The sequence below is a fragment of the Kineococcus rubinsiae genome (genome assembly GCF_011839805.1).
GTDB classification, from domain to species: Bacteria; Actinomycetota; Actinomycetes; order Actinomycetales; family Kineococcaceae; genus Kineococcus; species Kineococcus rubinsiae.
Genome location: NZ_VWPY01000007.1, coordinates 112,646 through 129,378 on the forward strand (window position 1 = coordinate 112,646; position 16,733 = coordinate 129,378).

At 74.6% G+C, this 16,733-nt stretch carries 15 protein-coding genes; 11 read left to right on the top strand and 4 right to left on the bottom strand.

Translation table 11 applies throughout. The features are described 5' to 3' along the window. Nucleotide 1 precedes the first annotated feature (1 nt). Complete coding sequence (locus F1544_RS06490; protein WP_208971384.1) at nucleotides 2-946, top strand: MurR/RpiR family transcriptional regulator; 945 nt, start codon at nucleotides 2-4, stop codon at nucleotides 944-946. Here the strand turns inward: F1544_RS06490 and F1544_RS25760 are convergent. Further along, complete coding sequence (locus tag F1544_RS25760) at nucleotides 913-2,499, bottom strand: diguanylate cyclase domain-containing protein (protein ID WP_167583433.1); 1,587 nt, start codon at nucleotides 2,497-2,499, stop codon at nucleotides 913-915. The genes F1544_RS06490 and F1544_RS25760 overlap by 34 nt on opposite strands. A 154-nt stretch (nucleotides 2,500-2,653) precedes the next feature. Here F1544_RS25760 and purS point away from each other — a divergent pair, with 154 nt between their 5' ends. The 6 genes from purS (at nucleotide 2,654) to F1544_RS06525 (ending at nucleotide 8,656) form a co-directional block, all read left to right on the top strand. Next, nucleotides 2,654-2,923, top strand: coding sequence for a phosphoribosylformylglycinamidine synthase subunit PurS (purS, locus tag F1544_RS06500; RefSeq protein WP_167583435.1), 270 nt, complete (start codon nucleotides 2,654-2,656; stop codon nucleotides 2,921-2,923). Further along, a complete protein-coding gene (purQ, locus tag F1544_RS06505) occupies nucleotides 2,920-3,600 on the top strand; it encodes a phosphoribosylformylglycinamidine synthase subunit PurQ (RefSeq protein WP_167583437.1) in 681 nt (226 codons plus the stop codon). Before purS ends, purQ begins: the two co-directional genes overlap by 4 nt. Next, the gene (purL, locus tag F1544_RS06510; protein WP_167583439.1) at nucleotides 3,597-5,930 is read left to right on the top strand and encodes a phosphoribosylformylglycinamidine synthase subunit PurL; all 2,334 of its coding nucleotides are present in this window, start codon (nucleotides 3,597-3,599) and stop codon (nucleotides 5,928-5,930) included. The genes purQ and purL overlap by 4 nt, the downstream gene beginning before the upstream one ends. Before the next feature lie 2 nt (nucleotides 5,931-5,932). Further along, on the top strand, nucleotides 5,933-6,649 hold the full coding sequence (locus F1544_RS06515) for a copper homeostasis protein CutC (RefSeq protein ID WP_167583441.1): 717 nt from the start codon (nucleotides 5,933-5,935) through the stop codon (nucleotides 6,647-6,649). Between the two features lie 185 nt (nucleotides 6,650-6,834). After that, nucleotides 6,835-8,262 carry a sugar porter family MFS transporter gene (locus F1544_RS06520; RefSeq protein ID WP_167583443.1) on the top strand — a complete coding sequence of 476 codons (1,428 nt, stop codon included), beginning with the start codon at nucleotides 6,835-6,837 and terminating at the stop codon, nucleotides 8,260-8,262. A gap of 37 nt (nucleotides 8,263-8,299) precedes the next feature. Further along, a complete protein-coding gene (locus F1544_RS06525) occupies nucleotides 8,300-8,656 on the top strand; it encodes a universal stress protein (RefSeq protein WP_167583445.1) in 357 nt (118 codons plus the stop codon). A gap of 48 nt (nucleotides 8,657-8,704) precedes the next feature. Here the strand turns inward: F1544_RS06525 and F1544_RS06530 are convergent, their stop codons facing one another. From F1544_RS06530 to F1544_RS06540, 3 genes are read right to left on the bottom strand one after another with little or no spacing between them, the layout of a single operon-like run. Next, nucleotides 8,705-9,718, bottom strand: coding sequence for a Gfo/Idh/MocA family protein (locus F1544_RS06530; protein WP_167583447.1), 1,014 nt, complete (start codon nucleotides 9,716-9,718; stop codon nucleotides 8,705-8,707). Nucleotides 9,719-9,748: 30 nt separating this feature from the next. Then, a complete protein-coding gene (locus F1544_RS06535) occupies nucleotides 9,749-10,936 on the bottom strand; it encodes a phytanoyl-CoA dioxygenase family protein (protein WP_167583449.1) in 1,188 nt (395 codons plus the stop codon). A 58-nt stretch (nucleotides 10,937-10,994) separates the two neighbouring features. Beyond that, a complete protein-coding gene (locus F1544_RS06540; protein WP_167583451.1) occupies nucleotides 10,995-11,732 on the bottom strand; it encodes a GntR family transcriptional regulator in 738 nt (245 codons plus the stop codon). Between the two features lie 243 nt (nucleotides 11,733-11,975). Here F1544_RS06540 and iolC point away from each other — a divergent pair, with 243 nt between their 5' ends. From iolC to iolD, 4 genes are read left to right on the top strand one after another with little or no spacing between them, the layout of a single operon-like run. Further along, nucleotides 11,976-12,938 carry a 5-dehydro-2-deoxygluconokinase gene (iolC, locus tag F1544_RS06545; RefSeq protein WP_308469915.1) on the top strand — a complete coding sequence of 321 codons (963 nt, stop codon included), beginning with the start codon at nucleotides 11,976-11,978 and terminating at the stop codon, nucleotides 12,936-12,938. After that, nucleotides 12,931-13,821: a Cgl0159 family (beta/alpha)8-fold protein gene (locus tag F1544_RS06550; RefSeq protein WP_167583453.1), complete on the top strand. Its 891-nt coding sequence runs from the start codon at nucleotides 12,931-12,933 to the stop codon at nucleotides 13,819-13,821. Before iolC ends, F1544_RS06550 begins: the two co-directional genes overlap by 8 nt. A 23-nt stretch (nucleotides 13,822-13,844) precedes the next feature. Continuing rightward, complete coding sequence (gene iolB / locus F1544_RS06555; RefSeq protein WP_167583455.1) at nucleotides 13,845-14,753, top strand: 5-deoxy-glucuronate isomerase; 909 nt, start codon at nucleotides 13,845-13,847, stop codon at nucleotides 14,751-14,753. Nucleotides 14,754-14,784: 31 nt separating this feature from the next. Beyond that, nucleotides 14,785-16,713, top strand: coding sequence for a 3D-(3,5/4)-trihydroxycyclohexane-1,2-dione acylhydrolase (decyclizing) (gene iolD / locus F1544_RS06560; protein ID WP_167583457.1), 1,929 nt, complete (start codon nucleotides 14,785-14,787; stop codon nucleotides 16,711-16,713). Nucleotides 16,714-16,733 lie beyond the last annotated feature (20 nt).

A 16,733-nucleotide genomic window follows, 5' to 3' on the forward strand; every position in this document is an offset into this window, starting at 1 on the left:
CGTGGACACCCGCCCCCCCGCCCCGACTCCCGCACCGCCCGCCGAGACGCCCGCGTCCGAGGCCCGGGCGCGGCCCGGCTTCCACCCCCGCGCCGAGCCACCCGGCGACGCGGCGGAGGACCGCCGTCTCGAAGCCCTCATCGAGGCGTCGTGGGACACGATGGGGCCGGTCGAGCGGCACCTCGCGGGCGTCGTCCTGGACCACCTCGACGACCTCGCGGCGTACAGCGCCGCGGAGCTGGCGTCCCTGTCGGGGGCGTCGAAGGCCACGGTGAGCCGCTTCTTCCGCCGGCTCGGCTTCGAGACGTTCGCCGAGGCCCGGCACCGGGCGCGGTCGCTGCGGGCCGCGGGCGTCCCCGTGCCCGGCCGGCCGGCCGCCGACCCGTCCGCCGCCCACGTGGGCGCTGCGCAGGCCAACCTCGCGCGCGCCGGGGCGGCGCTGGACCCGGCGGTGATCGGGCCGGTCGCGGACCTGCTCGCGTCGGCCGCCCAGGTCGTCGTCGTGGGCTTCCGCAACAGCTACCCCGTCGCCCTGCACCTGCGCGAGCAGCTGCTGCAGGCGCGCCCGCGGGTCGCGCTGGCCCCGCAGCCGGGGCAGTCGGTGGGGGAGGAGCTGGCGCAGCTGGGGCCGGGCGACGCGGTCGTCTGCGTCGGGTTCCGCCGGCGCCCGGCGGGGTTCGGGGCCGTGGTCGACCTGGTCCTGGACGCGGGCGTGCCGACGGTCCTGCTCGTCGACCCGGGGGCCCGCCGGCACGTGCCGCGGGCCACCCACCGCCTCGAGGTACCCGTCGACGGGTGCGGCGCCTTCGACGACTACGGCGCGGCCATGACCACGGTCTGCGTGCTCGCCGACGCGGTGCTGGACCGCGTGGGCGCGGCCGGCCGGGAGCGGATCGACGCGCTGACGAGCTCCTACCGCTCCTCGGGGGAGCTCGAGGAGGGCTGAGGGGCGGGCTCGCGGTCCGCGAGGACGGCGCGCCGGCCGCCGGCGCGCTTGGCGCGGTACATCGCGCGGTCGGCGTGGGAGAGCAGCGCGTCCGGGTCGTCCCCGGGGGCGCCGGTGGCCGCACCGACGCTCGCGCCGATCGTCGCGGGGCCCGCGAGGAGCGCGAAGGGCGCGCGCAGGGCGGTCACCACGCGGTCGCAGACACCGGCCGCGACGGCCACGTCCTGCCCGGCGAGCAGGACGGCGAACTCGTCCCCGCCGAGGCGGTGGCCGGTGCCGCCGTCGCCCACGGCCTCGCGCAGCCGCCCGGCGACCGCCGTCAGCAGCTCGTCGCCCGCCGCGTGCCCCAGCTCGTCGTTGACGGTCTTGAACCCGTCGAGGTCGACGAACAGCACGGTCGCGCCGCCGCCCGCCGCACCGGGGGCGAGCGCGGCGGCCAGCCGGGTCGCGAGGCTGCGCCGGTTCGGCAGCCCGGTCAGCTCGTCGTGCCCCGCGCGGTGCTCGACGGCCTCGGTGAGGACCACGCGCTCCAGGGCCGCCGCACCCAGCGAGGCGAGCGACTCCAGCGCGGCCTCGTCGTAGCGCCGGCTCGCCTGGGACCTCGGGATCCCCGTGACGAGCCAGAGGGCGGGGTCGGCCGCGGGCAGCCTGCGGCCCACCTCCCCGGCGCCCGGGGGCGTGCCGCGGATCGCGAGCCGGCCGGAGGAGACGACCGCCGCGCCGTGGCGCTGCAGCGCGTCCAGCAGGTCCTCGCGCGTCGACGCGTCGTGCACCTCCACCGAGGCGCGGAACAGCTGGTGCTGCTGCGTGCGGCGGTCCTCGGACGTCCGGGAGGCGGAGGCGGCGACCACGACGGCGAGGATGGGCACGAGCATGAGCAGCGCCGTCCACGCGGGCATCGTCAGCTGGACGGCCGCGGCGAGGTAGCCGAGCGTCGCGACCACGAGGAACAGCGCCAGCCCCAGGAGGCCGCCCGGGTTGCGCACCTCGCGCCACCAGGAGCCGCGCCGGGAGGTGCTCACCGACGCGGCCGAGACGGCGTAGTCGCAGGCGTAGTACGCCCCGGCGCCCGTCAGCACGGCGAGCAGCTGGCGGGCCGAGACCGGCTGGTCGCCCGCCACCGCGCTGAGGGCCAGGGTGGCGGCGACGCTCGACAGCAGCGCCGAGCCCGTGTTGACCAGCCGCGTCTGCCAGTCGAGGCGATCGGTGAGGTAGGCCGCGACGACGGTCACGCTCCACGCCAGCACGGCGGTCGCCCGCGGCACGGTCGTCAGCAGGTACACCAGCAGCAGCGACTCGAAGGGCACGGCGACCCCGTCCGCACCGCGGCTCACGCGCATGGGGAACCGGGAGAGCACCCAGCCGAGCGGCAGGCACACGGCCAGGGCCGGCAGCAGCTCGTGGTGGGCGCCGGAGTCCGACCACCTCCGCGCGCGCTCGAGCGCCGCGGCGGCGCCGAGCACGAACACGGTGACGTCGAAGACGACCGAGGCCCGGGGGACCGCGGCGGCCAGGCCGGCGGCACCGTCTCCCGCGGTTCCCGTGCCGGTCACGTCGCACCTCCCGCCCGCCCCGTGGGGCGCACCGCCCCGACGGACATCGGTGCCCGGCGCGCGCGGCTTGAGGCGTCCCGCCCGGGCAGACGGGAGGGCGCCCGCGCGGCGGTAGCCTGGTGCCGCCGTCCGACCCCCTGAAGGAGTGCCGCGCATGGGCCGCGTCGTCATCGACGTCATGCCGAAACCCGAGATCCTCGACCCGCAGGGGAAGGCCGTCGTCGGCGCTCTCCCGCGCCTCGGCTTCGACGCCTTCACCGGCGTCCGCCAGGGCAAGCGGTTCGAGCTGGAGGTGGCCGGAGAGGTCACCCCGGAGGTGCTCGCCCAGGCTCGCGCCGCGGCCGAGACCCTCTTGAGCAACCCGGTCATCGAGGACGTCGTCTCCGTCCGCGATGCCGGTGCGGGCGAGGTGGCGTCCGCGTGAGGATCGGCGTCGTCACCTTCCCCGGCTCCCTCGACGACGGTGACGCGCGCCGCGCCGTCCGCCTCGCGGGCGCCGAGCCCGTCGCCCTGTGGCACGCGGACGCCGACCTGCACGGGGTCGACGCGGTCGTCCTGCCCGGGGGCTTCTCCTACGGCGACTACCTGCGCTGCGGGGCGATCGCCAGCTTCGCGCCGGTCATGACCGAGGTCGTGGCCGCCGCCGGGCGCGGGGTCCCCGTCCTGGGCATCTGCAACGGCTTCCAGGTCCTGTGCGAGTCGCACCTGCTGCCGGGCGCGCTGGTCCGCAACGAGGCCCAGAAGTTCATCTGCACCGACCAGCGCCTGCTGGTCGAGAACGCGGACACGGCGTGGACCTCGGCCCTCACCGCGGGCACCGAGATCACCGTGCCGCTGAAGAACGGCGAGGGCGGGTTCGTCGCCGACACCGAGACGCTCGACCGCCTCGAGGGCGAGGGCCGCGTGGTGTTCCGCTACGTCGGGCCGAACCCGAACGGCTCGCTGCGCGGCATCGCCGGCATCACCAACGAGCGCGGCAACGTCGTGGGGCTCATGCCGCACCCCGAGCACGCGGTCGAGGAGGGCTTCGGCCCCACGACCGACGGCCTGGCGCTGTTCACCTCGGTGCTCACCGCGGGCCTCGCGGCGGTGGGTGCGTGAGCGCCACGACCTCCGGGCACCAGGCGGGCCGGCTCGACACCGTTTCGCGCGCCGAGGCGACCCCGGAGCGCGAGCAGCCCTGGGCGGCGCTCGGGCTCAAGAGCGACGAGTACGACCGCATCCGCGAGATCCTCGGCCGCCGCCCCACGGGCGCGGAGCTCGCCATGTACTCGGTCATGTGGAGCGAGCACTGCTCCTACAAGTCCTCCAAGGTGCACCTGAAGGTGTTCGGCGACCACCTCACCGACGCCATGAAGACGTCGCTCATGGTGGGCATCGGCGAGAACGCCGGCGTCGTGGACATCGGCCACGACTGGGCCGTGACGTTCAAGGTGGAGAGCCACAACCACCCCTCGTTCGTCGAGCCCTACCAGGGGGCGGCCACCGGCGTCGGCGGCATCATCCGCGACATCATGGCCATGGGCGCCCGGCCGATCGCCGTCATGGACTCGCTGCGGTTCGGGGCGATCGACCACCCCGACACCGCCCGCGTCGTGCCCGGCGTCGTCTCCGGCGTCGGCGGCTACGGCAACTGCATCGGCCTGCCCAACATCGGCGGCGAGGTCGTCTTCGACCCCTCCTACCAGGGCAACCCCCTCGTCAACGCGCTCTGCGTCGGCGCCATGAAGCACGCCGACGTGCACCTCGCCAACGCCCGCGGCGTCGGCAACCTCGTCGTGCTCTTCGGCGCCCGCACGGGCGGCGACGGCATCGGCGGCGTCTCGGTCCTCGCGAGCGAGACCTTCGAGGACTCCGGCCCGTCCAAGCGCCCCGCGGTGCAGGTCGGGGACCCGTTCCAGGAGAAGGTGCTCATCGAGTGCTGCCTGGACCTGTTCTCCGCCGACCTCGTCGAGGGCATCCAGGACCTCGGGGGCGCGGGGCTGTCCTGCGCGACCAGCGAACTGGCCTCGGCCGGTGACGGGGGCATGCTCGTCCACCTCGACCGCGTCCCGCTGCGCGACCCCTCGCTCTCCCCCGAGGAGATCCTCATGAGCGAGTCGCAGGAGCGCATGATGGCCGTCGTCACGCCGGCCAACATCGACGCGTTCCTCGCGGTCACCGCGAAGTGGGACGTCGAGGCCGCCGTCCTCGGCGAGGTCACCGACGGCGACCACCTCGTCGTGCAGTGGCACGGCGAGACCGTGGTGGACGTCCCGCCGCGCACCGTCGCCCACGACGGCCCGGTCTACGAGCGCCCCTACGCCCGCCCCGCGTCGCAGGACGCGCTGCAGGCCGACGTCCCGACCGCCGAGCGCCTCGCCCGGCCCGGGACCGACGAGGAGCTGCGCGCGCTGCTGCTGCGCATGGTCGCGTCGCCGAACCTCTGCTCGCGGGCGTGGGTGACCGACCAGTACGACCGCTACGTCATGGGCGGCACGGCGCTCGCGACCCCCGACGACGCAGGGGTCGTGCGCGTCGACGAGGAGACGGGTCTCGGCGTCGCGCTGAGCCTCGACGGCAACGGCCGCTACGCCAAGCTCGACCCGCGCACCGGGGCCCAGCTCGCCCTGGTCGAGGCCTACCGCAACGTGTCCGCGGCCGGGGCCACCCCGCTCGCGGTCACCGACTGCCTGAACTTCGGCTCGCCGGAGGACCCGGGCGTCATGTGGCAGTTCGCCGAGGCCGTGCGCGGTCTCGCGGTCGGCTGCGAGGCGCTGGGCGTGCCCGTCACGGGCGGCAACGTCTCCCTCTACAACCAGACGGGCGACCAGGGCCTCGACTCCGCGGTCCTGCCCACGCCCGTCATCGGCGTCCTGGGCGTGCTCGACGACGTCCGCCGCCGCACCCCGTCGGGCTGGAAGGTCGCCGGGCAGAACCTCTACCTGCTCGGCACGACGCGCGAGGAGTTCGGCGGGTCGGAGTGGGCCTGGGCCGAGCACGGCCACCTGGGCGGCATGCCGCCCGCGGTGGACTTCGCCGCCGAGGCGCTGCTGGGCGACGTGCTCGTGCAGTGCTCGCGCGACGGGCTGGTCGACGCCGCGCACGACCTCTCCGACGGCGGCCTCGCGCAGGCCCTCGTGGAGTCGGTGCTGCGCTACGGCGTCGGCGCGCGCGTGTGGCTCGACGAGCTGCTCGAGCGCGACGGCGTCGACCTGTTCACGGCGCTGTTCTCGGAGTCCACGGCGCGCGCCGTGGTGGCCGTGCCGCGCGAGGAGGAGGTGCGGTTCACCGACATGTGCACCGCCCGCGGGCTCGCCCACCTGCGCATCGGGGTCAGCGACGCCGAGCCGGGCCAGGAGCCCGTCCTCGACGTGCAGGGCCGGTTCTCCGTGCGTCTCGCCGAGCTGAGCGCGGCGCACACCGGCACGCTGCCGAAGCACTTCGGCTGACCGTGGCCGTCGCCGTCGAGGTCGCCGTGGGCGACCTCGACGGCGTCCGGGTCGCCCGTGCGGGCGGCGCCACCCGCGTCGAGCTGTCGGCCGCGCTCGAGCTGGGGGGCCTCACCCCGTCGCTCGCGCTCGTCGAGGCGGCGGTCGCGGCGGCCGGGGACCTCGGCGTGCACGTCCTGCTGCGCCCGCGGCCCGGCAGCTTCGTGCACTCCGCCGACGACGTCGCGCTCGTCCTGCGGGACGCGGAGCTCGCGCTCGCCGCGGGCGCCGCGGGTCTCGTGGTGGGTCCCGTGCTGGCCGACGGGACCGTCGACGTCGCTGCGCTGCAGCGCTTCCGCGCCGCCGCGGGGGACCGCGACCTCACGTTCCACCGCGCCTTCGACGGCTGCGCGGACCTGAAGCGGGCCGTGGCCGACCTCGTGACCTGCGGCGTCACCCGCGTCCTCACCTCCGGGGGAGCGGCGGGCGCGCACGCGGGGGCGGACCGCATCCGCCGCACCGTCGAGGCGGCGGCCGGCCGGCTGGGCGTCATGGCCGGCGGCGGGGTGCGCCCCGACGCGCTGCCCGCGCTGCTCGCCGCGACCGGGGTGCGGGACGTGCACCTGTCGGCGCGCACGCCCGACGAGCCCGACCGGGGCTTCGGCCCCCGCTCGCGCACCGACCCCTCGATCGTCGCCGCGGCGGTCCGGGCCGTGACGCCCCGGACGAGCGCCGGCTGACGAGCGCCTGTTGACGAGCGCCGGCGCGCCTGCCGGGGCGGCCCGGACCCCGCCGCGGCGCGGGGTTCGTCCGTTGGGGGGTGATGTCCTCATGTCTTGACATAGGCAGCCACGGCTCCTACGGTCGGCGCCGAACGAGCCCACCCGACGACGCTGCGACGCGGCACGCACGAAGGGTCACCCGCATGGCTGCTCCCCACCACGGCTCCACGTCACCCGCGACACCGGCGCTGCCGCCGGACACGCGGGGGCCGCACTCGAAGCGCCTCGGCCTCATCACCGTCGTCGCCACCTTCGGCGGTCTGCTGTTCGGCTACGACACGGGGGTCATCAACGGGGCGCTGGACCCGATGATCGCCTACTTCGGCCTCACCTCGTTCACCGAGGGGCTCGTCACGAGCATCCTGCTCCTGGGGGCCGCGATCGGCGCCGCCGTCGGCGGGAAGCTCTCCGACTTCCAGGGCCGCCGCCGCAACATCATCCTGCTGTCGGTCGTCTTCCTCGTGGGCACCCTCGGGTGCGTCCTCGCCCCGACCCTCGGCGTCCTGGTCCCCGCGCGGTTCGTCCTCGGCCTCGCCGTGGGGGGTGCGTCGGTGACGGTGCCCGTCTACCTCGCCGAGGTCGCCCCGTCGGAGCGCCGCGGCGGCCTCGTCACGCGCAACGAGCTGATGATCGTGTCGGGTCAGTTCGCGGCCTTCGTCGTCAACGCGGTCATCGGCAACGTCTGGGGGGAGCAGGAGGACGTCTGGCGCTACATGCTCGCCGTGGCCGCGCTGCCCGCGATCGCCCTGTTCGTCGGCATGCTGACCATGCCCGAGAGCCCCCGCTGGCTCGCGTCGAAGGGCCGCGACGAGGAGGCGCTCGCCGTCCTGCGGCAGGTCCGCAGCCCCGAGCGCGCCGAGGCGGAGCTCGCCGAGGTGCACCTGCTGGCCGATGAGGAGAAGGAGGCCCAGACCGGCGGGTGGTCCGACCTCGGCACCCGCTGGGTGCGCCGCGTGCTCTTCATCGCCGTGGGCCTCGCCGTGTTCCAGCAGCTGACCGGCATCAACTCGATCATCTACTACGGGACCCAGCTGCTCACCGACGTCGGGTTCTCCCGCAACGGAGCCCTCATCGCCAACACGGCCAACGGGTTGTTCTCCCTGCTGGGCTGCCTCGTCGGCATGCGCCTGATGAACCGGGTGAACCGGCGCACCATGCTGCTGTTCGGCTTCACCGGGACCACGACCGCCCACCTGCTCGTCGGCCTCTCCTCGCTGCTCCTGCCCGACGGGGTGCTGCGCGGTTACGTGATCCTGTTCTTCGTCGTCGCGTTCGTCTTCGTCATGCAGGGGACCATCGGGCCGCTCGTCTGGCTGATGCTGGCGGAGATCTTCCCGCTGAAGCTGCGCGGCTTCGGCCTCGGCGTCGCGGTGTTCCTCCTCTGGATCACCAACTTCCTCGTCGGCCTCGCGTTCCCGCAGCTGGTGGCCGGCGTGGGCATCTCGAACACGTTCTTCGTCTTCGCCGCGCTGGGCGTGCTCGCCCTGCTGTTCGTCAGGACGTTCGTGCCGGAGACCCGCGGGCGCTCCCTGGAGCAGCTCGAGAGCCAGTTCCGCCGCGACTACTCCTGAGACCCGTCCCACCGACCCCACGTTCACGGAGGACCACATGTCCGTCATGGTCGCGGTGACCGACTCCCCCGAGGGAGCCCACGCCCTGCAGGTCGCCGTCGGCGAGGCCCGGCACTTCGGCACCGACCTCGTCGTGCTGAACCTGACGCTGGGGGACCTCGACCTCTCGTCGCTGCCCGGCGAGCCGTCCCACGTCGTCGTCGAGCGCCGCGGCCGCCGGGACCCCGCCGAGGTCGTGCTCGACGCCCTGCAGGAGCGCGAGGGCAGCGTCGACCGGCTGGTGATCGGTGTCCGCCGCCGCTCGCCGGTCGGCAAGGCCGTCCTCGGCAGCCTGTCCCAGCAGCTGCTGCTTGAGGTCGACATCCCCGTCCTGGCGGTCAAGCTCCCGGCGTGACGCCGGCGTGACGTCGGCGTCGCCGCAGGGAGCTCGAACCCCGGGCCATCAGCCGGCGGCGGGCGGCCGGACCTCCTCGATGCGCACGGGCCGGTGCTCGGCCAGCGACAGCGTGCAGGCCTCGGCGATCCAGCCGGCCTCCAGCGCGTCGGCGACGGTGCAGGGCGAGGGGCGCGTGCCCGCGACGACCTCGGTGAAGGCCCTCAGCTCCGCGCGGTAGGCGTCGGCGAAGCGGTCCATGAACGACTGGTGCGGCACCCCGGCGGGGAACGTCTCGCCGCGTTCGAGGGAGCGCAGCGGCAGGCGTGCGTCGAGCCCCGCCGCGACGCTGTCCAGCGTCCCGTGCAGCTCCAGCCGGACGTCGTAGCCGCGGGGGTTGTACCGGGTGTTCGACACGACGGCGATCGCGCCGTCGTCGAAGGTGAGGACGGCCGCGGAGGTGTCGACGTCCCCGTTCTCGGCGAACACCGGGTCGCCGTGCGCGCTGCCCGTGGCGTAGACCTCGACGACCTCGCGGCCGGTGACGAACCGGAGGACGTCGAAGTCGTGGACGCTGCAGTCGCGGAAGATCCCGCCGGAGGAGGCCACGTACGCCGGCGGCGGCGGGGCCGGGTCCAGCGTCGTCGAGCGCAGCGTGTGCACGCGCCCCAGGGCGCCGCTCGTCACGGCCTCCCGGGCGGCGACGATCCCCGCGTCGAAGCGGCGGTTGTAGCCGATCTGGACGGACACGTCGTGCTCGGAGACGCGGCGCAGGACCTCGACGGCGTCCGCCGGGTGCCGGGCGACGGGCTTCTCGCAGAACACCGGGATCCCCGCGGCCACGGCGGCCAGAAGCAGTTCCGGGTGCGCGTCCGTCGCGGCGGCGACGACCACGCCGTCCACCCCCGCGGCGAGGACGGCGTCGGGCGTGTCGACGGCCTGCGCACCCGTGCGCGCGGCGAGGGCGGCCGCCACCCCGGGGGCCGCGTCGGCCACCACGAGCGACGAGACGACGTCGAGGCCCGCCAGGTTGGTGGCGTGGAAGGCGCCGATCCGGCCGAGGCCGATGAGTCCGAGACGCACGTCTGCTCCTGAGGTGGGGGGTGGGTGGGGTCAGCGCAGGGCGCTGCGGCGGCGCTCGGCCTGCGCGGCGAGCGCCTCGTCGAGGCGGTCCTGCGACCACTCCTCGTCGAGCGCTCGGGCGAGCAGCTCCGCCTGGGTCTGCGGGGCCATCCCGCCGACCGGCTGGTCGCGGTCCAGGTTCGTCGGGAACGCGTACGCCTCGGCGGCGACCGCGATCACGTTGCGCAGCAGCTGTTCCTCGGTACCCGCGGCCCGGCGGCGCGCCAGGACGCCGAACACCGCGGAGCTGAGGGCGGCGGTGTCGACCGTCTCCATGGCGCGGCCGAACGCGGAGGAGACCTGCAGCAGGTTCGCCATCCGCTTCACGTCGGCGGACACGTTGGACCCCGCGCCGTGGAACAGCGCGGGGTTGAAGAACACCGCGTCGCCCTTGGTCAGCGGCAGCTGGACCCGGTGCTCGTCGAAGTAGGCCGTGAACTCCGGCTGGTGGAACGCCACGTACCCGGCGGGGTGCTTCTGAGAGTGCGGCAGGTACAGCGTGGGCCCCGACTCCAGGGGCATGTCGACGTGGGCGACCGCGCCCTGCAGCGTCAGGCCGGGGGAGAGGGCGTGCACGTGCGCGGGGTAGGCCTGCGCCTGGGCCGCGTCCATGAACCCGAGGTGGTAGTCGCGGTGGGCGCGCTGCGCGGTCCCGCCGGGGTTCACGACGTTCAGCTGGGAGGTCACCTGGTAGCCGCGCCCGAGCCAGGCCTCGCTGACCAGCGCCAGCACGTCGTTGGCGTAGTAGTCGGCGAACGCCTCCGGGTCGCGGACCCCGAACTTGTCCAGCGCACCCCACACGCGGTCGTTCGCGCCGGGCTTCGCGAAGTGGTCGCCGCCCGTGACGCCCGCGGCCTTCTGCTCCTCGATCAGCGCCCGGAACACCGCGCTCGCCCGGTCGACGACCCCGGCCTCGAAGGCCCCGCGGAACACCACGATGCCCGGGCCGTCGGCCAGCGCCCGGGCCAGCTCCGCCTGCAGCTCCCGCCGCTGCGGCCCGGCCGCGGGCACGTCGCGCACCCGATCGCCGTAGACGAGGACGCCCTGCTCGACGGCGTCGGCGTGCGGGTGGTCCTCGAGCCGCGTCTCGACCTCGACGACCGCGCGGAACTCCACGAGGTCGCAGTCGTCGGCGGTGTACCACCCCGGAGTGCTCGAGCGGGGTGTGGTCGCGGTCATGGTCTCGGCCTCTCAGCGGGGGACGGGTCGGCGGGGCGAGTGGTGGGTGGGGAGCGGGTCAGCGGTCCACGAGGGTGACCTCGAACGCGTACCGGCTGGCGCGGTAGACGTGGCGGCCGAACTCGACCGCCCGGCCCGAGTCGTCGTGGGTGGTGCGTTCCATGGTCAGCAGCGGGCTGCCGCGGCGCTCGTCGAGCAGGGTGCACTCCTCGTTCGTGCCCCGGCGCGCCCCGATGCGCTGGCGGGCCACGCGCATCCCGACCCCGCGCGAGCGGAGCAGCTGGTACAGCCCGCGCTCGACGAGGGCCTCGGCGCTGAGGTCGACGAAGGCGGCCGGCAGCCAGTTCTCCAGCACGGCCAGCGGCTCGCCGGCCGAGAACCGCAGGCGGCGGGTGTGCAGGACGCGGTCGCCGGGGGCGACCGTCAGCGTGGTGGCGATGTCGTCCCCGGCCCCGACCACCTCGTGCAGCAGGACGGTCGTGGTCGGTGCCTGCCCGTGCTGGACGAGGTCGTCGTGCAGGCTGGTCAGCTCGACCGGCCGGGTGACCTGGCCGTGCACGACCTGCGTGCCGACCCCGCGCTTGCGCACGAGCAGGCCCTTGTCGACGAGCTGCTGGATCGCGCGGCGCATCGTGGGCCGGGACAGCCCGAGGCGGTCGGCGAGGTGGATCTCGTTGTCCAGGCGCGAGCCGGGGGGCAGCTTTCCGTCCTCGATCGCCTGCTCGATCTGGCGGGCGACCTGGAAGTAGAGGGGGACCGGGCTCGACCGGTCCAGGTCGACGAACAGATCACTCACGACAGCTCCCGTGCTCGGTGGCGCGCGGTGGCGCAGCCGCCGTCGGTGGCCACCGGTCCGCCATCGTAGCCATCCGACGTCGTCATGTCTGTAGGTCTGTTTGTCCTGACATAGCTTGACACCGGGCGGTCGTCGCGGGCACTCTCGTCGTGCTCCCGCGCCGCTGCGACCCGCCGTCCGCCGGCCCGCGACCACGGCCGGGGCGGGCGGCGACACCGTGGACCAGGGCTCAGGAGGACTCGCGTGACCAGCACCGCAGCGTTCGACGTGGTGACGATGGGACGGGTCGGCGTCGACCTCTACCCGTTGCAGGACAACGTGGGTCTCGAGGACGTCGAGACCTTCGGCAAGTACCTGGGGGGTTCCGCGACCAACGTCGCGGTCGCGGCCGCCCGGCACGGCCGGGCCAGCGCGGTCATCACCCGCACCGGCCTCGACGCCTTCGGCACGTTCGTCCACCGCGCGCTGGCCGACCTCGGGGTCTCCGACGTGTTCGTCTCCGGCGTCGAGGGGCTGAACACGCCCCTGGCGTTCTGCGAGATGTACCCGCCGGACCACTTCCCGCTGCTGTTCTACCGCCTGCCCACGGCGCCGGACCTGCGGATCCGCGCGGAGGAGCTGGACCTGCAGGCGATCCGCGACGCCGGCGTGTTCTGGGCGACCGTCACGGGCCTGTCGGAGGAGCCGAGCCGCGGGGCGCACCACGCCGCCTGGGAGGCCCGGGCCCGCAGCCCCCTCACGGTGCTCGACCTGGACTACCGGCCGATGTTCTGGAAGCACCCCGAGGAGGCCTCCGCGGAGGTCCGCCGGGCGCTGCCGCACGTGACGGTCGCCGTCGGCAACCGCGAGGAGTGCGAGGTCGCGGTCGGCGAGACCGACCCGCACCGCGCCGCGCGGGCGCTGCTGGACGCGGGCGTCGAGGTGGCCGTCGTCAAGCAGGGTCCCCGCGGCGTGCTGGGCATGACGAAGGACCTCACGGTCGAGGTGCCGCCCACGCCGGTCGCGGTCGTCAACGGCCTCGGGGCGGGTGACGGCTTCGGCGGCGCGCTCTGCCACGGGCTGCTCGCGGGCTGGGACCTCGAGACGACGCTGCGGTTCGCGAACGCGGCGGGGGCGATCGTCGCCACCCGCCGGGAGTGCTCGACCGCCATGCCGACGACCGCCGAGGTCGAGGCGCTGCTGGAGGAGGTGGCCGCCCGTGCCTGAGCCGACCCGCTTCGCCGCGGACTACGCCGAGGTCGCGGAGATCCGCGCCCGCGAGCCCGAGCGCGTCCTCGAGCTCGCGCGGGCCCGCGCCCGCCGCCCGCTGCTGCCGGCCGACGGCCGCCTCATGGTCATCGCGGCCGACCACCCCGCCCGCGGCGCCAACGGCGTGGGCGGGCGGCCCATGGCCATGGCGAACCGCACCGAGCTCCTCGACCGGCTGCGCGTGGCCCTGGCCAACCCCGGCGTCGACGGGCTGCTGGGCAGCGCCGACATCATCGAGGACCTCACCCTCCTCGGGGCGCTGGAGGGCAAGGTCGTCTTCGGCTCCATGAACCGCGGTGGCCTGCAGGGCGCCAGCTTCGAGCTCGACGACCGCTTCACGGGCTACGACGCACAGGCCATCGAGGACATGCACCTCGACGGCGGCAAGTTCCTCACCCGCATCGCGCTCGACGACGCGGGGACCCTGCCGACGCTGACGGCCTCGGCCGACGCGATCAGCGAGCTCGCGGCACGAGAGCTGATCGCCGTCATCGAGCCGTTCTGGTCCTCGCGCGTCGACGGCCGGGTCGTGCACGACCTGTCGGCGGACGGGGTCGTGAAGTCGATCAACGTCGCCCAGGCGCTGGGCCGGACGACGGCCTACACGTGGCTGAAGATCCCCGTGGTGGACGACATGGAGCGCGTCATGGAGTCCACGACGCTGCCGACCCTGCTCCTCGGGGGCGACCCGGCGACGTCGCCCGAGGAGACGTTCGCGTCGTGGCGCAAGGCCCTCGCGCTGCCCTCGGTGCGCGGCCTCACCGTCGGGCGCACCCTGCTGTACCCGCCGGACGACGACGTCGCCGCCGCGGTGCAGACCGCCGTCTCGCTCGTCCGCTGACCTGCCCCGAGAGGAGGCCGACCGTGGCCCAGGAGCTGTACGTCCCCGCCGGAACCGCTGCGGGGGAGGGCTTCGACCTCGTCGTGACGCCGGAGTCGGCGGGCTGGGGTTTCTCGGGCCTGCGGACGCTGACGCTGGCGCCAGGCGGCGAGGCGACCTTCGCCACCGGCGAGGACGAGCTGCTGGTGCTGCCGCTCGCCGGGTCCGCCTCGGTGCAGGTGGGTGAGCAGGTGCTGGAGCTCGCGGGCCGCGCGAGCGTCTTCGACGGCGTCACCGACTTCGCCTACGTCGGGCGCGACGAGCAGCTGACGGTGCGCAGCACCGCGGGTGCCGTCCTGGCGTTCCCCGCGGCGCGGGCCGGGCGCCGGCTCCCGTTCCGCTACGGCCCGGCCTCGGGCGTCCCCGTGGAGCTGCGCGGTGCGGGTCAGGCCAGCCGCCAGGTCAACAACTTCGCGACCCCGCAGGCGTTCGAGACGGACAAGCTCATCGCGTGCGAGGTCCTGACCCCGGCCGGGAACTGGTCGTCCTACCCGCCGCACCGCCACGACCGCGCGAGCGAGGTCGAGAGCGAGCTCGAGGAGGTCTACTACTTCGCGTTCCGCTCGCTGGCCCCGGCCGGCACCCCGGTCGTCGAGGGCGGGCTGGGCTACCAGCGCGTCTACGGCGAGGCGGAGCGCCCGATCGAGGTGCTCGAGGAGGTCCGCGGCGGCGACGTCGTGCTCATCCCGCACGGCTGGCACGGACCCTCGATCGCCTCCCCGGCGTTCGACATGTACTACCTCAACGTCATGGCCGGCCCCGCGCCGGAGCGCGCCTGGAAGATCTGCGACGACCCCGCCCACGGCTGGGTCCGCAGCACCTGGGAGCAGCAGCGGGTCGACCCGCGGCTGCCCTTCTACCGCGCGCCGGCCGCCGCCGGCGCCTCCTCCTGAACCCGACCACCCCCCACCGGAGCCGATCCCCATGAGCGCCACCCCGACCCCCCGTGTCACCGTCCGCCTGACCGTGGCGCAGGCCGTGGTCCGCTTCCTCTCCGCGCAGTTCTCCGAGCGCGACGGCGAGCGGCAGCAGTTCTTCGGCGGCGTGTTCGGCATCTTCGGCCACGGCAACGTCGCCGGGGTCGGCCAGGCGCTGCTCGAGGCGGAGCTCGAGGCCGACGCCGGGGACGGCTGGACCCCGCCGGCGCGCGTGCCGTACATGACGGGCCGCAACGAGCAGGCGATGGTCCACGCGGCCGTCGGCTACGCCCGGCAGAAGGACCGGCTGCAAACCCTCGCCGTCACGGCGTCCGTCGGACCGGGTTCCACGAACATGCTGACCGGTGCCGCGCTGGCCACGATCAACCGCCTCCCCGTCCTGCTGCTGGCCAGCGACATCTTCGCGACGCGCGTCGGATCGCCCGTGCTGCAGGAGCTCGAGCAGGACTACGGCTACGACGTCTCCGTGAACGACGCGTTCCGGCCGCTGTCGCGGTTCTTCGACCGCGTGTGGCGTCCGGAGCAGCTGCCCGCCGCGCTGCTCGGCGCCATGCGCGTGCTCACCGACCCCGCGCAGACCGGAGCGGCCACGATCGCGCTGCCGCAGGACGTGCAGGCGGAGGCCTTCGACTGGCCGGCCGAGCTGTTCCGCGAGCGCACGTGGCGCATCGCGCGCCCGGTCCCGGAGGCGGTCGCGATCGCCGAGGCCGCGGCCCTGATCCGCGCGGCGAGGACGCCGCTCGTGGTCGCCGGCGGCGGGGTCACCTACTCGCGCGCGACCGCGGAGCTGGCGGCGTTCGTCGAGGCCACCGGCATCCCCGTGGGTCAGTCGCAGGCCGGCAAGGGGACGCTGCCCTACGACCACCCGCTGTGCCTGGGGGCCATCGGGTCCACGGGGACGACCGCGGCCAACGAGATCGCCGCGGAGGCCGATGTGGTCATCGGGATCGGCACCCGGTACTCCGACTTCACCACGGCCTCGCGCACCGCGTTTCAGAACCCCGGCGTGCGCTTCGTCAACATCAACGTGGCCTCGCTGGACACGGTCAAGCACGCCGGCCTCCCCGTCCAGGCGGACGCCCGCGAGGCGCTCGTGGCGCTGACGCAGGCGCTGTCGGGGTGGTCGGTGCCGGACGCCTACCGCGAGCGGTCCGCGCGGCTGAACCGCGAGTGGGACGCCGTGGTGGAGTCCTTCTACCGGTCGGGCAAGGGCGAGGAGACGGGCCTGCTGGCGCAGGCGGAGGTGCTCGGCGCGATCGACGAGGTGGCCGAGGCCCGCGACGTCGTGGTGTGCGCCGCGGGTTCGCTACCCGGGGACCTGCACTGCATGTGGCGGACCCGGGACCCGAAGGGCTACCACGTCGAGTACGGCTACTCCTGCATGGGCTACGAGATCCCCGGCGGCATGGGCGTGCGGATGGCGGCCCCGGACCGCGACGTCTTCATCACGGTCGGGGACGGCTCCTACCTCATGATGCCGACGGAGCTGGTCACGGCCGTCCAGGAGGACGTCAAGGTCATCGTCGTGCTGCTGCAGAACCACGGGTTCGCCTCCATCGGGGCGCTGAGCGAGTCCCTGGGTTCCCAGCGCTTCGGGACGCGGTACCGCAAGCGGTCCGGGTCGGGACGCCTCGACGGGGACCGGCTGCCCGTGGACCTCGCGGCGAACGCCGAGAGCCTCGGGGTTCGGGTGCTGCGCGCGCAGACGCGCAAGGAGCTCGTGGCGGCCCTGCAGGACGCCAAGGCGTCGACGGAGTCGACCCTGGTGCACGTGGAGACCGACCTGTACTCCGAGGCTCCGGACGGCGGGGGCTGGTGGGACGTGCCCGTCTCCGAGGTCTCGCACCTGGAGTCGACCCGCGCGGCGCGCGCGACGTACGAGCAGAAGAAGGCCGGTCAGCGACCCCTGCTGTGACGTCCGCCCGGCATCCATAG